Source organism: Sphaerotilus microaerophilus, from assembly GCF_023734135.1.
Classification (GTDB): Bacteria; Pseudomonadota; Gammaproteobacteria; order Burkholderiales; family Burkholderiaceae_C; genus Sphaerotilus; species Sphaerotilus microaerophilus.
Genome location: NZ_AP025730.1, coordinates 109132 through 123066, shown reverse-complemented (window position 1 = coordinate 123066; position 13935 = coordinate 109132). Strand labels below are relative to the sequence as shown.

13 protein-coding genes are annotated in these 13935 nt (G+C 70.3%); 1 reads left to right on the top strand and 12 read right to left on the bottom strand.

The genetic code is table 11. From position 1 onward, the window contains the following. Positions 1 to 31 precede the first annotated feature (31 nt). From NGK70_RS00560 to NGK70_RS00510, 11 genes are all read right to left on the bottom strand, one after another. Positions 32 to 787 carry a DUF4197 domain-containing protein gene (locus NGK70_RS00560; protein ID WP_251971457.1) on the bottom strand — a complete coding sequence of 252 codons (756 nt, stop codon included), beginning with the start codon at positions 785 to 787 and terminating at the stop codon, positions 32 to 34. 93 nt (positions 788 to 880) lie between these two features. Then, a complete protein-coding gene (gene lipA, locus NGK70_RS00555; protein ID WP_251971456.1) occupies positions 881 to 1864 on the bottom strand; it encodes a lipoyl synthase in 984 nt (327 codons plus the stop codon). 72 nt (positions 1865 to 1936) lie between these two features. After that, on the bottom strand, positions 1937 to 2641 hold the full coding sequence (gene lipB / locus NGK70_RS00550) for a lipoyl(octanoyl) transferase LipB (protein WP_251971455.1): 705 nt from the start codon (positions 2639 to 2641) through the stop codon (positions 1937 to 1939). 42 nt (positions 2642 to 2683) lie between these two features. Next, positions 2684 to 3340: a YitT family protein gene (locus NGK70_RS00545; RefSeq protein ID WP_251971454.1), complete on the bottom strand. Its 657-nt coding sequence runs from the start codon at positions 3338 to 3340 to the stop codon at positions 2684 to 2686. A gap of 66 nt (positions 3341 to 3406) precedes the next feature. Next, the gene (locus NGK70_RS00540) at positions 3407 to 3886 is read right to left on the bottom strand and encodes a hypothetical protein (RefSeq protein ID WP_251971453.1); all 480 of its coding nucleotides are present in this window, start codon (positions 3884 to 3886) and stop codon (positions 3407 to 3409) included. Positions 3887 to 3997: 111 nt separating this feature from the next. Further along, positions 3998 to 4678: a protein-methionine-sulfoxide reductase heme-binding subunit MsrQ gene (locus tag NGK70_RS00535; RefSeq protein ID WP_251971452.1), complete on the bottom strand. Its 681-nt coding sequence runs from the start codon at positions 4676 to 4678 to the stop codon at positions 3998 to 4000. Between the two features lie 11 nt (positions 4679 to 4689). After that, positions 4690 to 5694, bottom strand: a complete 1005-nt coding sequence (gene msrP / locus NGK70_RS00530) for a protein-methionine-sulfoxide reductase catalytic subunit MsrP (protein ID WP_251971451.1) — start codon at positions 5692 to 5694, stop codon at positions 4690 to 4692. A 95-nt stretch (positions 5695 to 5789) separates the two neighbouring features. Further along, positions 5790 to 6248, bottom strand: coding sequence for a hypothetical protein (locus NGK70_RS00525; RefSeq protein WP_251971450.1), 459 nt, complete (start codon positions 6246 to 6248; stop codon positions 5790 to 5792). Positions 6249 to 6374: 126 nt separating this feature from the next. Further along, positions 6375 to 7781: a c-type cytochrome biogenesis protein CcsB gene (gene ccsB, locus NGK70_RS00520; protein WP_251971449.1), complete on the bottom strand. Its 1407-nt coding sequence runs from the start codon at positions 7779 to 7781 to the stop codon at positions 6375 to 6377. Between the two features lie 49 nt (positions 7782 to 7830). Next, positions 7831 to 10014, bottom strand: a complete 2184-nt coding sequence (locus tag NGK70_RS00515) for a cytochrome c biogenesis protein ResB (RefSeq protein WP_251971448.1) — start codon at positions 10012 to 10014, stop codon at positions 7831 to 7833. Between the two features lie 145 nt (positions 10015 to 10159). Continuing rightward, complete coding sequence (locus NGK70_RS00510) at positions 10160 to 10786, bottom strand: c-type cytochrome (RefSeq protein WP_251971447.1); 627 nt, start codon at positions 10784 to 10786, stop codon at positions 10160 to 10162. A 79-nt stretch (positions 10787 to 10865) separates the two neighbouring features. Between NGK70_RS00510 and yihA the strand changes: the two genes are divergently transcribed. Beyond that, positions 10866 to 11600, top strand: coding sequence for a ribosome biogenesis GTP-binding protein YihA/YsxC (gene yihA, locus NGK70_RS00505; RefSeq protein ID WP_251971446.1), 735 nt, complete (start codon positions 10866 to 10868; stop codon positions 11598 to 11600). Positions 11601 to 11614: 14 nt separating this feature from the next. Here yihA and NGK70_RS00500 read toward each other — a convergent pair whose 3' ends face one another. Next, positions 11615 to 13903: a patatin-like phospholipase family protein gene (locus NGK70_RS00500; protein WP_251971445.1), complete on the bottom strand. Its 2289-nt coding sequence runs from the start codon at positions 13901 to 13903 to the stop codon at positions 11615 to 11617. Positions 13904 to 13935: the final 32 nt, after the last annotated feature.

Genomic DNA, 13935 nt, shown 5'->3' with positions numbered 1-13935 from the left:
TCATGGCGGGCCGGACGCACCCCGGCCGGCGTCATTTCAGCGCCCCGAACACGCTCTTGAGGATCGCGCTGCCGGTGGCGACCGGGTCGTGGCGGATCTTCTTCTCTTCCTCGCCGATCATCTTGTAGAGGCCGTCGAGCGACTTGCCGGTGACGTACTGCTGCAGGTTGGCGTTCTCGGCCGAGACCAGCCCGAGCCCGCTGGCCTTGGAAGCAACGGCGTTGTACTTGGCCACCATGCCGACCTTCTCGGTGGCGGTGGTGATGATGGGCAGGAATTTCACGCCCAGCGGCTCGCGGGTCTTGCCGGCGAAGAAGTCGGTCACCGAGGTCTCGCCGCCCTTGAGGATCTGCTTGGCGTCCTGCACGCTCATCGCCTTGACCGCGTCGACCAGCAGCGGCTTGGCCTCCGGCACGGCGGCTTCGGCGGCGCGGTTCATCGAGGTCTCCAGCTCATCGACGCGCTTGCCCTGGCCGAGGCGGCGCAGGAACTTGGCGGCCTTGGCCATCGCATCGGGCAGGGGGATGCGCACCGCCGGATTGCCGAGGAAGCCATCCTCCTTGCCCAGCAGACTGACCGCCGCCGCCGCGCCGCGCTCCAGGGCAGCTCGCAGGCCGCTGGTGGCATCGGCATCGCTCAGGTCCAGGGCCCAGGCCGCAGGCAGGCAACCGGCACCGAAGGTGCCGGCCAGCACGTGCAGGCAGCGGCGGCGCGCCTGCGCCAACAGGCGCTCGTCCTCGGGCAGGGCAGTCGCAGTCGCAGCGGCGGGGCGGGCGGGCAAGTTCATCTCAGGACTCCTGAAAGTGGCAGCAGAGCCAACGGTTCGAGCCCGGTGGGCGACGACCGAGGATACGCGCAGTTTCAGTTCAGGTCGCCCGGCTCAGACCGCATCGGCCACGCCCGCCTGGTGGGCCTGCTGGTCGGCGTGGTAGCTGGATCGCACCAGCGCACCGACGGCGGCATGGGTGAATCCCATGGCCGCGGCCTCGCGCTCGAACATCTTGAAGGTGTCCGGGTGCACGTAGCGGCGCACCGGCAGGTGGTGCCCGCTGGGCGCGAGGTACTGGCCGATGGTGAGCATGTCGATGTCGTGCGCGCGCATGTCGCGCATGACATCGAGGATCTCCTCATCGGTCTCGCCCAGGCCGACCATCAGGCCGCTCTTGGTCGGGACGCCCGGCACCTCTGCCTTGAAGCGCTTGAGCAGGTTCAGGCTGAAGGCGTAGTCCGCGCCGGGACGGGCCTCCTTGTACAGGCGTGGCACCGTCTCCATGTTGTGGTTCATCACGTCCGGCGGCGCTTCCTTCAGGATGGCCAGGGCCTTCTCGAGGCGGCCGCGGAAGTCCGGCACCAGCACCTCGATGCGGGTGGCGGGCGAGGCGGCACGCGTCTCGCGGATGCAGTCGACGTAGTGGCCGGCGCCGCCATCGCGCAGGTCGTCGCGGTCCACGCTGGTGATCACCACGTACTTCAGCTTGAGCGCGGCGATGGTCTTGGCCAGGTTGGCCGGCTCACTGACGTCCAGCGGATCCGGGCGGCCGTGGCCCACGTCGCAGAAGGGGCAGCGGCGGGTGCACTTGTCGCCCATGATCATGAAGGTGGCGGTGCCGTGGCCGAAGCACTCGCCGATGTTCGGGCAGCTCGCCTCCTCGCAGACCGTGTGCAGCTTGTGTTCGCGCAGGATCTGCTTGATCTCGTAGAAGCGCGTGGTCGGGCTGCCCGCCTTGACGCGGATCCAGTCGGGCTTCTTCAGCACCTCGGCCGGCACGATCTTGATCGGGATGCGCGAGGTCTTGGCCTCGGCCTTCTGCTTGGCGGTGGGGTCGTAGGCCGGCGTGGCTGGAACGGCAGGGGATTCGGACATGGCGGATCGGGCGGGTCGAACGGACCGGACGGAGGGGGCGGCCGATGCGGGGCCGACGGTCCTGGAGGCTGCTCAGCGGCTGTACAGCGCCAGCAGGTGGTGGCCCAGGCGCTCGGCAGCCTCGTCCCAGGAGACGGAAACACCCAGTGTAGCCAAGTCGACCGTCTGGAGGCCGGCGTAGCCGCAGGGGTTGATGCGCTGGTAGGGCGACAGGTCCATCGCCACGTTCAGCGCCACGCCGTGGTAACTGCAACCGCGGGTGATCTTGACGCCCAGCGCCGCCACCTTGCCCAGGCCGCGGAAGGGGTCGCGCGGGTCGGCCGGGCCGGTCAGCGCGGCGTGCGAGAAGGGGTCGTCCAGCCGCACGTAGATGCCCGGCGCGCCGGTGACGCGGTGGCCGGTGACGCCGAAGCCGTCGAGCGTGCGCAGCACCGCCTGCTCGATGCGGTAGACGTGCTCCTTGACGTAGATGCCCAGGCGCTGCAGGTCGATCAGCGGGTAGGCCACCACCTGGCCCGGCCCGTGGTAAGTCACCTGGCCGCCGCGGTTGCTCTGCACCACCGGGATGTCGCCGGCCAGCAGCACGTGCTCGGCACGGCCGGCCAGGCCCTGGGTGAACACCGGGTCGTGCTCGCACAGCCACAGCTCGTCGGGCGTGTCGGCGGTGCGCGCCTCGGTGAGACTGCGCATCGCCGCGTAGGTGGGTTCGTAGGCGACGCGGCCAAGGCGGCGCAGCAGCGGAGCGCCGGGAAGCGAGGGCGGTGCGGAGTCGGTCATGGGTTGGATCATGAACGGAGTCGGACGCGCATCATGCCGCGCTCACTGCGCCACGTAACGCCCCGGGCGGTGGTTGACCGCCAGCACCATGTTGAGCGCCACGGCACCGCCAATCGAGATGAGCACCTGCGGCCAGGGCACGATGAACAGCGCGGCCGTGACGATCACGGCGTCGACGGCCATCTGCACATGGCCGGCACGCCAGCCGCGCTCCTCCTGCAGCACCAGCGCCAGGATGCCGACGCCGCCCAGGCTGGCGCGGTGGCGGAACAGGATCAGGAAGCCGGTGCCCATCAGCATGCCGCCCATCACCGAGGCGTAGAGCGGCGCGAGGTGTTCGAACCCGATCCACTGCGGCAGCAGCTCCACCTCCAGTGACAACAGGCCCACCGCAGCGAAGGTCTTGAAGGTGAAGGCCCGGCCCATGCGCCGCCAGGCGAGCCAGTAGAACGGCAGGTTGAGCAGGAAGAACCAGACGCCAAAGCGCGCACCGCTGGCGTAGTGGCCCAGGAAGGCCAGCCCCGAGGTGCCGCCCGACAGCAGCCCCGCGTGGCGGTACATCGCCACCGCCAGGGCGATCAGCAACGTGCCGGTGACGAGGGCCTGGGCATCTTCGAGCAGGCTGTGGCGCAGGAGGCTGTCGTCGGCGGGCCGGACGGGGGTCGGTGCGGGGGCAGGGTGAGGCGGTGCGGTGGTCATCCGGTTCGGGCCGGTGGCGGGACGCGCATTGTCTCGCGGCGCGGCGCCGGAATGCCGCCGAGCTGGTCAGCCGCCGCCCAGCGGCAGGGCCGACAGCCCGGCAAAGGCACGTTCACGCAAGGAGTCGGCATCGCAGCCATCCCCCAATGCGTCGAGCAGGTCGGCCAGGCGCAGCAAGCCGGCCACACGCACCGGACCGGTGCCGGTGGACAGGGTGTGGCGGATGGCGACGAAGCAGCGATCGCGGGTCAGCTCACGCTGCCGGCGGGCCTCGCCCAGCTCGGCCAGCGCCGCCCAGTGGCTGGCCAGGGCCACGGATTCCTCCACCAGGTCGGCAAGCAGGCGGATGCCTTGCTCGTCCGGGTGGCTGTGTGTGAGCGCCAGATCGGCGCGTTGCAGGTGCCAGCGGGCTTCCTGCGGGTCATCGGCTTCACGCGCACCGCGCGCGGCCTGCAGGGACAACTCGGCCAGGCTCGCCAGGTCCCCGGTGGCCCGGGCCTGGGCCATGCGCTGCGGCCATTCCGGCCGCAAACGCATGTCCATCATGAAGGCGCTCCTCCCTGAAACATCGCGATCGCCCTGTCTGATCATCTGACCCCCACCTGTGTTTTGTACTTGTGAAGCCATCCTAGGTGGGCGACCGACGAGTGACTCTCCTCATTTCGGGGGGGACGTGGGCTGGCGACCACTCGGGCGTGACTTCGTGCGGTGTGCGTGCAGCCAGCGCGCCACGAACAGCACCCCGAGGATGAGGGCGTACACCGCCGCTTCGCTGGCGCGGTTCTTCGAGGCGCGCATCCACACGAAGTGCAGCAGGCCCAGCATCGCGATGCCATAGACCAGCCTGTGCAGCGCCCGCCAGCGTGCCGCACCCAGCCAGCGGATGGCGCCGTTCCACGAGGTGGCGGCCAGCGGCAACAGGCCGACGAAGGCCACGAAGCCGACCAGCGCAAAGGGCCGCTTGCCCAGGTCGCGGGCCACGGCGGCGGGATCGAACCCCATGTCCAGCCAGGCGTAGGCCAGGAAATGCAGCAGCGCGTAGAAGAATGCCACCAGCCCGAGCAGGCGCCGCCAGCGTGCCAGGGCCACCAGCCCGGCCCAGACGCGCAGCGGCGTGACTGCCAGCACGAGGCAGAGGAAGCGCAGCGTCCACAGGCCGGTGCCGCGCAGCAGCGTCTCGGCCGGATTGGCACCCAGCCCACCCTGGCTGCCGGCCCAGATCCAGCCGGCCAGCGGGCCGAGGCAGAGCAGGAACAGCAGCGGCTTGGCGAGTGGATGAGCTGCCGCACGATTGAGCGCCAGCGCCGCGGGCCGCTGCGCCAGGGGTCTTCCCGTCATGGGATCCCCGTTCAGAAATGGCGCTGCAGGTCCATGCCTGCGTAGAGCGAGCCGACCTGGGCCTCGTAGCCGTTGAACATCAGCGTGGCCCGCTTGCGGGTGAACAGGCCGTCCTCGCCGATGCGGCGCTCGCTGGCCTGGCTCCAGCGCGGGTGGTCGACGTTGGGGTTGACGTTGGCGTAGAAGCCGTACTCGCCCGGTGACGAGCGCATCCAGGTGCTGACCGGTTGGCGCTCGACGAAGCGGATGCGCACGATCGACTTCGGGCCCTTGAAACCGTACTTCCAGGGCACCACCAGCCGCAGCGGTGCGCCGTTCTGGTTCGGCAGGATCTCGCCGTACAGGCCGAAGGCCAGCAGCGTGAGCGGGTGCATCGCCTCGTCCAGGCGCAGGCCGTCCGTGTAGGGCCATTCCAGCAGGCGGCCTGATACCTGCGGCATCTGTTGCGGATCGGCCAGGGTGCTGAACTCGATGTACTTCGCGTTGCCGGTGGGCTCGACGCGGCGGATCAGGTGGGCCAGCGACCAGCCGATCCAGGGGATCACCATCGACCAGCCCTCCACGCAGCGCAGCCGGTAGATGCGCTCTTCCATCGGCGCCAGCTTGAGCAGGGCATCGAGGTCATAGGTGCCCGGCTTGCGCACCTCGCCTTCCACCACGACCGTCCACGGGCGCGTCTTCAGCCGACCCGCGTGGCGCGCGGGAGCGGCCTTGTCCGGCCCGAATTCGTAGAAGTTGTTGTAGCCGGTGACGTCGTCGTAGGCGGTGGGCCGCTCCATCACCAACGCCCCGGCGACCGTGCTGCGCTGGGCCGGCAGGGCGGGCAGCCGGCCTGGGGGGGAGGCAGACTGGGCCCGGGCAGTGCCGGCCAGCCAGGGCAGCGCCAACGCGGCACTGCCGGCCCCGGCGCGCTGCAGCCACTCGCGACGGCGGGCATAGAGGGCGGGCGAGGTGATCTCGCTGGGCACCGGGTGGTTGAAACCGGTGTCCTGCGGGGCGCGGCGAATCAGGGGCATGGGGGTCTCCAGGTCGGTCCGGCCGATCGTGGCCGGGATGGCGTGCACCGAAGTGCAGCAACCTGTCACCCCATACGCGGCACGGGGCCGGATGGTTACACCGACGCGTCGCCCGCTGGCCGCGCAGGGTCTTGCCCGGCGGCTGGAGCCAGCAGTCCGGAGGCCGCCACCGCAGCCAGCCACTGGAGGTCGGGCCCACCAGCGCCAGCAGCGGGGGCGGGCGCGCCCGCCAGCAGGTCCTCGGGTGCGGCGAACAGCTGCAGCGCATTGCGTTGGAAGCGATCGCGGAAGTTCTTGCGCGCGAACAGCTTGTGCTGCGCCTCAGCCGGCAGGTCGGTGATGTTGATGACGTTGCGCGCCACCAGCACGTCGACCAGGTCCTCCAGCACGCGGATCAGTCCGGCATCCAGGCTGGCGAAGCCCGCCTCGGCGGGGCTGTCACCCAGCAGCTGCTGCAGGTCCGGGTGGTCGGGGGGCAGCCATTGGGCGCCGGGCACCGGCTCGCGGTGCACGCTGTCGATCTGACCGTGGGGGTTGCGCAGGACGTGGGGCATGGTGGGGGACCTCGTGCCGCCTTTTATCGGCAGGGCACAGCGAGCCCTGAGCCCCGAGAACGAAAAAACCGCCGCGGGCGGGCCCGGCGGCGGTTTGAAGGGACAAGCAGCCGCGGCCGGCGCGCGTCAGAGCGTGCCGTAGGAGTGCAGGCCCGAGAGGAACATGTTGACGCCCAGGAAGGCGAAGGTGGTCACCACCAGTCCGATCAGCGCCCACCAGGCGGCCATCGCACCGCGCAGGCCCTTCATCAGCCGCATGTGCAGCCAGGCGGCATAGTTCAGCCAGACGATCAGCGCCCAGGTCTCCTTCGGGTCCCAGCTCCAGTAGCCCCCCCAGGCCTCGGCGGCCCAGAACGCACCCAGGATGGTGGCGATGGTGAAGAAGGCGAAGCCGACCGCGATGGCCTTGTACATCACGTCGTCGAGCACCTCCAGCGCCGGGGTGTGGCGGTTTATCACGCCGCGCGCCAGGATCGTGAAGGCAAACACCGCCAGGCAGCCGCCCAGCAGCCGTGCGGCCTTGGTGATGGCGGCCGAGGTCTCTGGGGCCAGGTCGCCGAAGGCCCAGAACAGCGCCATCAGGGCCAGCACGCCGCCCGGCACCGCAACCAGGCCAATCCACAGCGTGCGCGCCGGTGCACTCTTGTTGAGGTAGACCAGCGCGACCATCGCGGCCAGCGCAAAGGTGCCGTAGCCGACGAAGTTGGCCGGCACGTGCACCTTCATCCACCAGCTTTGCAGGGCCGGCACCAGCGGCTGGATCTCATGGGCGCCGCGCGCCACGGTGTACCAGAGCAGGAAACTCACCGCCGCGCTGACGATCAGCATCACGAAGGCGCCCAGCGAGCGGGTGCGGTACTGCTGCTCGTAGTACAGGTAGAACAGCGTGGTCAGCCAGGCGAAGAGCACGAACACCTCGTAGAGGTTGCTCACCGGGATGTGGCCGATGTCCGGGCCGATCTGGTGGCTCTCGAACCAGCGCACCATCGTGCCCAGCAGCGCCATGAACACCGAGGCCCAGGCGAGGCGCGAGCCGATGCGCTGCGCGGTATCGCTGCCCCGGCCGGCAAAGTAGCCAAGCCAGTAGAACAACGTGCTCATGTACATCAGCGTGCTCATCCACAGGATGGCACTCTGGCTGGACAGGCCGTACTTGAGCCAGAACACCTTGTCGGCGGCGGCCAGGTCGGCGCCGAAGCCGTCCGTCTGCCGCTGGTACATCGCGATGGCCAGCAGCGTGGCCGCCCCCACGCCCAGCGTCAGGGTGCGCAGGGGCCCCCAGGCCCAGCCCAGCCAGATCAGCGCGGGCACGGCGCCGATCAGGATGCCGCGCTCGTAGTCGTTCATCGCCGCGCCGTAGTGCAGCCAGGCGTAGCCGGCACCCACCAGGATCAGCGCGGCGTAGACCCAGTCGAAGGCGCTGCGCTGCGACCAGTAGGACGGCCGCCCCAGCTGCAGCGTGGTGGTGCTGCCGACAGCGCTCCCCACCGCGTAGGGGCCAGGGGAGCTTGCCGTGGAGGTCGAAGTGTTCATCGCGTCAAATCTCGTTCATTGCTGACCATCCGCAGGGCGCCTGAGGCGCTCAATGGGGGCCCGCGTCCGTCGCGGCGGTCGGTATCGGTGCCGCCGGAGAGCCTAGCAGGCTGCCGCGCAGCGTGTCGAACTCCTTGTCAGTATCCAGGGTCTGGCGGGTGGCCGACAAAGCCATGCTCACCGTGGTGGCTTGGCCGTCCGGGCTGCCGCCCAGCCAGATCCACAGCCGCCGCTCGCGGATGTAGAGCATTGCCACCACGCCGATGATCAGCAGCACGCAGCCCAGGTAGACCAGGTTCTTGCCCGGCGCGCGGGTGACCTGGAACACGCTGGCCTGGATCTGCTGGAAGTCCTCCAGCGTGAACATCAGCGGTGCCGGATAGGCAAAGGAGTCCGTCAGCGCGAACACCGACTGGCCGAGGAAGCGCTGCATCGGCTCGTCCGTCGCCCGTGCCGGCAGGCCCTCGCGCTCGCGCGCCAGGGTGAGCAGGTCCTGCAGCACGCCGCTGAGGATGCGCAGCATCACCTCCGAGGTGCGCTGGCGCTCCGTCTCGGGCACGTTGGCCTCGATGAAGTCGTGCAACGCCTGCAGCCCGGCGCTGGGCGACTGCGCCTTGACCACTTCGGCGCCGGCGAACAGCGTCAGCGTGCGCAGCGCCGAGGCCTGCAGCTGCGCCATCATCTCCGGCTTGTCGGCGGGCGCGGCGGACTTGCCGTAGCGCAGCGCGGCTTCCTTGCGCAGCATCGCATCGCCCAGCGCGGTTTTCAGCCGCAGCCAGTCGTCGAGCTTGCCGTCGGCATCGGCGGGGATGCGCAGGTAGCGCATCGGCGCATCGGGCGACTCGCGCAGCCCGGTCAGGAAGACGCGCACGCCGTCCATGTCCACCGGCAGCATGTAGTTGTGGTACTCGCGTGCCTGGCCGGCGGCATCGCGCAGCCGGTAGGTCACCGAGGGGCCGATGTTGTGCAGCTTCTTGTCGCCCGGCGCTTTGGCGCCCGAGCCCAGGTGCTTATCCAGCGAGCCGATCAGGTCGACCTTGCGCACGTCGGCGCCGCTGCCCGCCTCGCCACCGCCATCGGCGTCACCCGCCAGGTTCTCGACGTTGATCACGCGCAGCGCGGTGAACTCCAGCTGCAGCTGGTCGGCCCGGCCGTCGGCAGCCCGGTTGGTCAGCGTGGTGGAGCTGCCCACCTCGCCCTTGACCAGGAAGGACTGCCCTTCCCGGCCAAAGGGTCGGGCGCGCAGCGTGAGCTTGGAGCCGCCATCGTCGAAGCTGGACTGGTAGATCGCGATGCCGTTGTGGATGTGTGGCTCGTTGACCTTGATCTTGGCCGCGGTGGTTCGGCCATCGCGGTCGTGGATCACCACGTCGCTGGCGAACAGCTTGGGCATGCCGGTGTCGTAGTACTCGACGACGAACTTCTTCAGCTCGATGTCAAAGGGCAGGTCCTGCAGCACCATGCCATCGGTGAGGTTGATCACCGCGGCGCCGTTGCGGCCGTTCTCGGGCACGAAGAGGTTGGCCCGGAAGGTCGGGTTCGACGGGCTGAGGCGGTGCTGCGCGGGCACATCCTTGATCAGCCCGGCGCTGGTGAAGGTGCTCTTGCCCAGCAGCGCCATCTGCGCGCGCACCACCAGGTCGCCGTCGAACAGACCGCCGATGCACACCAGCACGATGGCCGAGTGCGCCGCCAGGTAGCCGATCTTGTTGGCGCTGCCCTGGCGGGCCGCCACCATCACGCCGTTCTCGCGCACCTGGGCGCGGGCCTTCCAGCCATGCTGGGCGAGCAGCCCGGACACGCGCGCGATGGCGGCCTCGCGCCCGAGCGGCAGCTCACCGCTGGCGCGGTGGTGGAAGGCCTTGAGGGACGCCTCGCGGATGCCTTCCTTCCAGTCGCGCAGGTCACGCAGGATCTTCGGGGTGTTGCGGGCGATGCACAGCGTGGTGGAGGTGACCAGGAAGGCCAGGATCAGCAGGAACCAGCCGGCGCTGTAGACCGCATAGAGCCCGATGTGGCCGAACACGTCGGCCCAGAAGGGCCCGAACTGGTTGACGTAGTTGACCGGCGGCTGGTGCTGCTGGACCACGGTGCCGATGACCGAGGCGATGCAGATCAGGGTGAGCAGCGCGATGGCAAAGCGCATCGACGACAGCAGCTCGACCCCGTCCTGGACCCAGCGGGAGCCGGCGCGGACCTCGACACCGCCGGTGCGGTTCTGGGCGTTGGACATGGCGGAACTTCAGTGACGGACAGGCGGCCGGCGCCCGAGGCACCGGCAAGGACGCGAGCATAAGGGGCGCGAGCCCATGACAAAAGGCCGGTGCGAGACCGGCCTTTTGATATGCATCAATTCTGGGGCGTCAGGCCCCGGGCGCTCAGTGCAGGCCGGCGATGTAGTCGGCCACCGCCTTGATCTCGCGGTCGTTCAGCTTGGCGGCCACGCCGGTCATCACGGCGTTGTTCTTGCGAACGCCGTCGCGGAAGCCCTTGAGCTGCAACTCGGTGTAGTCCGAGTGCTGGCCCGCCAGGCGGGGGTACTGCGCCGGGATGCCGGCGCCGCTCGGGCTGTGGCAGCCGGCGCAGGCCGGGATGGAGCGATCGGCGATGCCACCGCGATAGATCTTCTCGCCCAGCAGCACCAGGTCCTTGGTCTTGGCGGCGCCGGCCGGCGCGGCCTTGCTGGCGAAGAAGGCGGCGACGTTCTTCATGTCCTCGTCGCTCAGCGGCGTGGCCATGCCCTTCATGATCGGGTTGTCACGCTTGCCAGACTTGAACTCGCCCAGCTGCTTGGCGAGGTAGTCGGCGTGCTGGCCCTGCAGGATCGGGTTGGCCGGCGCACCACGGGTGCCGTCCGAGGTGTGGCAGGCGGCACAGACCTGGGTGCCGATGGCCTGGCCCTTGGCGATGTCGGCCTTCGCGGCGGGCTTGGTCTCGGCCGCGGCCACGGAGGACGCCAGGGCGGCGGCTGCAAGCAGGGCAAGGAGCGACGGGGCGAATTTCATGGTGGAACGGCGCGGCACACGCGCAAAGGAGGCTTGAGGCTTGGAAGGCGCTTAACTTGTGGATTTTACAATGCCGGCCATGACATCTCATGCAACGGCGCCGCAAGGTGGCGCGCAAGCGACGCGCACGGCCCTCGCCTGGGCCCACACGGCCCGTTTCCTGACCACCGCGAGCCAGCTCGACCAGCTACCGGGCAACGACCTGCCGGAGATCGCCTTCGTCGGCCGCTCCAATGCCGGCAAGTCCACCGCGATCAACACCCTGGCACAGCAGCGGCAGCTGGCGTTCGCCTCCAAGACACCGGGGCGCACCCAGCACATCAACCTCTTCGAGGTTGGCCCGAAGGACGCCCCCGACGCGATCTGGGCCGACCTGCCCGGCTACGGCTACGCCGCGGTGGAGCGCGCCGCCAAGCTGCGCTGGCAGAAGGTCATGGCCGATTACCTGGCGCTGCGCCGCAACCTGAGCGGCGTGGTGCAGATGATCGACTCGCGCCACGGCTTCACCGCGCTGGACCGCCAGCTGCTCGAATGGGTCGCGCCCCGTGTGGGCAACGGCGAGGTGCGCCTGCTGGTGGTGCTGACCAAGGCCGACAAGCTCAACCGCAAGGAAGCGGCCGCCTCGCTGCGCGGCGCCCAGGAGGTGCTGGCGGAGATCGCCACCGACCACTCCGACGTCGGCATTGCCCTGTTCTCGGCCCTCAAGCGCCAGGGCGTCGAGGACGTCGCCGAGGTGCTGCGCGGCTGGTGCGTCGCACCCCCTGCCCCGGCTGAAGCAGCCAAAGCGGGTACACCCGAGCAGCCGGCCGGCTGATTTCGCGCCGGCACTCAGGGCCGGCCGAGCAGCAGGTACAGGCCGGCGCTGCCCAGCGGCGCCCAGGTGATGCCGAAGTACAGCGGCCCGACGCCGGTGTCCGCACCGAGGAACAGGCTGCCGCCCCAGCGCAGGTCGCTGCCGTGCACGCGGCCGGGGTCGTCCCAGGCGTTGCCGGCCTCCAGCGTCGCCCCGGCGAAGAAGCCGCGCGTCAGCACCGGCTGCTGGTTCAGCCGCAGCGTGTACATCAGCCGGCCGAGCAGCACCTGGTTGCCCGAGAGCTGGTCCGTCTTGTAGCCAGAGAGGTTGTGGAAGCCGCCCAGGCTGTACTGGGCCGGCCCCTGGGTCGATTGCTGGAAGGCCTGGCGCAGGCGCAGGCTGGCGTCCAGCGTGTGGCGATCCTGGCTGGTGACGAGGTGCGCATCGGCCTCGATGCGGTGGAAGCCCTGCGCCGAACCGGCCGCGCGCTCGGTCTCGACGCGGCGCTGGCCCACCAGTCCCTGCAGCCGCAGGCGCCAGCCCCGGCGCGGAAAGCTGGCGTGGTCGAGCTGGTCCACCACCAGCCCGGCGCGCAGGCCACGCTCGCGGCTGTGCATCGTCAGCAGGGCGTCGCCCGGGTCCTCGCTGCCGCCCAGCCCCGCGATGATCTCCGGATCGACGCGCAGCGCCTCGTACACCGCCCCGATGCGCCAGGCGCCCCAGCGGCCCCAGGGCTGGCCGAATTCGGCCGCCAGGGCCGCCTTGCCGCGCACGTAGCGGCCGGTCATCGGCAGGTCGCGCGCGCTCTCGCCGGGCTCCGGGCGGGCGTAGGCCGTCATGCGGCGGCGCTCCAGGTCCCCGGAGAGCGCGAAGAACCAGTCCGAGCGCAGCGAGCGCTGCGGGCCCAGCGGTTGGTACCACTCGCTGAACCAACGCGGCACCGAGCCGATCTGCAACCGGTTGCGCCACTCGCCGCCGCTGTCGTTGAGCCAGTGGCGGTTGTGCGCCAGCTTGATGTTGAACTCGCCCCGGCCGGCAAAGTCGCTCTGCAGGTCCAGCCCCAGGCCGAAGTAGTGCGGCCCCCAGGGCTTTTCCCGCAGCGCGAACACCAGCCCGGTGCCGGCCGGCAGGTCCTCGACGCGGTAGTCGGCGTGCAGGTAGTCGCCGGTGGAGGCCAGGGCGCGGCTGTCGCGCTCCGCGGCACCGATCTCGAAGGGCCGGCCCGGCTGGCTGATCAGGATGCCGGCGAAGTGCTCCGGCTGGCTGATCTCGCTGCCCTCGAAGCGCAGCGAGGTGATCGACCGCGGTGGCATCGGGTCGCGGCGCGCGGCGGCCAGCCGGGCCGTGTGCGTGGCCCAGGCCGGCTCGTCCAGCGCCAGGCGTTGCAGCGCGCGACTCAGGCTGGCGGCGTGGCGCTCGCCCAGGCCGATCAGCTCGCCGGCCCGGCCGAAGTCGCCCGAGCTGAGCCGCCCCAGGTCGGGCGCGATCAGCAGGTCGTGTTCGGGGCGCAGGCTGGCCAGCGAGCGCTGCACGTTCTGCTCGGTCAGGATGTTGATCATCTGGGCGGTGAGCCCGACCACCGTGCCCAGCGTGTCGCGCGCCGCCAGCGGGGTGCCGATGTTGACGGCGATCACCACGTCCGCGCCCATCGCGCGCGCCACGTCCACCGGCAGGTTGTCCACCAACCCACCGTCGCCCAGGATGTGCCCGTTCACCTCGCTGGGCGGGAAGACGCCCGGCACCGACATGCTGGCGCGCAGCGCCTGCGCCAGGTCGCCGTCGCGGAAGACCACCGCCTGGCCCGTTTCCATGTTGGTGGCCACGGCGCGGAAGGGGATCGGCAGCGCGTCGAAGTCCGGCGTGCGCCGCACCGGCAGCGTGTAGCGGCGTAGCAGCAGCTCCAGCCCGCGGCTGGACACCGAGCCCAGCGGCAGCATCGGCTCGCCGGTCTCGCGGCGCAGGCCCACTTCCACCGCGGGGGCGATCTCGAAATCCTCCTCCTTGCGGCGCTGGCTCAGGCTCTCGCGGCGGATGCGGCTGGCGAACAGTGCGTCCCAGTCCAGCCCGAGCAGCTCGCGCTCCAGGTCGGCAGCGCTCATCCCGCTGGCATAGAGGCCGCCGATGATGGCGCCCATCGACGTGCCGGCAATCACGTCCACCGGGATGCGCTCGCGCTCCAGCACCTTCAGCACGCCCACGTGCGCCAGCCCGCGCGCACCGCCGCCCGACAGCACCAGGCCGATGCGCGGGCGCCGGGCAGCAGGCAGGGGCCCCCCGGCGGTCGCCAGGGCGACTTCCGTCGCGACGTTGCTGGAAACCGGCATCGCCGGGGATGACAATGGTGCCGTCGCCGCGA

Bases quoted from the DNA above. Each gene is read 5' to 3' on its own strand.
- NGK70_RS00535 (WP_251971452.1), bottom strand. From the start codon at position 4,678: ATGACGGGAAGACCCCTGGCGCAGCGGCCCGCGGCGCTGGCGCTCAAT.
- NGK70_RS00510 (WP_251971447.1), bottom strand. From the start codon at position 10,786: ATGAAATTCGCCCCGTCGCTCCTTGCCCTGCTTGCAGCCGCCGCCCTG.
- NGK70_RS00525 (WP_251971450.1), bottom strand. From the start codon at position 6,248: ATGCCCCACGTCCTGCGCAACCCCCACGGTCAGATCGACAGCGTGCAC.
- NGK70_RS00560 (WP_251971457.1), bottom strand. From the start codon at position 787: ATGAACTTGCCCGCCCGCCCCGCCGCTGCGACTGCGACTGCCCTGCCC.
- ccsB (WP_251971449.1), bottom strand. From the start codon at position 7,781: ATGAACACTTCGACCTCCACGGCAAGCTCCCCTGGCCCCTACGCGGTG.
- NGK70_RS00540 (WP_251971453.1), bottom strand. From the start codon at position 3,886: ATGATGGACATGCGTTTGCGGCCGGAATGGCCGCAGCGCATGGCCCAG.
- lipB (WP_251971455.1), bottom strand. From the start codon at position 2,641: ATGACCGACTCCGCACCGCCCTCGCTTCCCGGCGCTCCGCTGCTGCGC.
- msrP (WP_251971451.1), bottom strand. From the start codon at position 5,694: ATGCCCCTGATTCGCCGCGCCCCGCAGGACACCGGTTTCAACCACCCG.
- lipA (WP_251971456.1), bottom strand. From the start codon at position 1,864: ATGTCCGAATCCCCTGCCGTTCCAGCCACGCCGGCCTACGACCCCACC.
- NGK70_RS00545 (WP_251971454.1), bottom strand. From the start codon at position 3,340: ATGACCACCGCACCGCCTCACCCTGCCCCCGCACCGACCCCCGTCCGG.
- NGK70_RS00500 (WP_251971445.1), bottom strand. From the start codon at position 13,903: ATGCCGGTTTCCAGCAACGTCGCGACGGAAGTCGCCCTGGCGACCGCC.
- yihA (WP_251971446.1), top strand. From the start codon at position 10,866: ATGACATCTCATGCAACGGCGCCGCAAGGTGGCGCGCAAGCGACGCGC.
- NGK70_RS00515 (WP_251971448.1), bottom strand. From the start codon at position 10,014: ATGTCCAACGCCCAGAACCGCACCGGCGGTGTCGAGGTCCGCGCCGGC.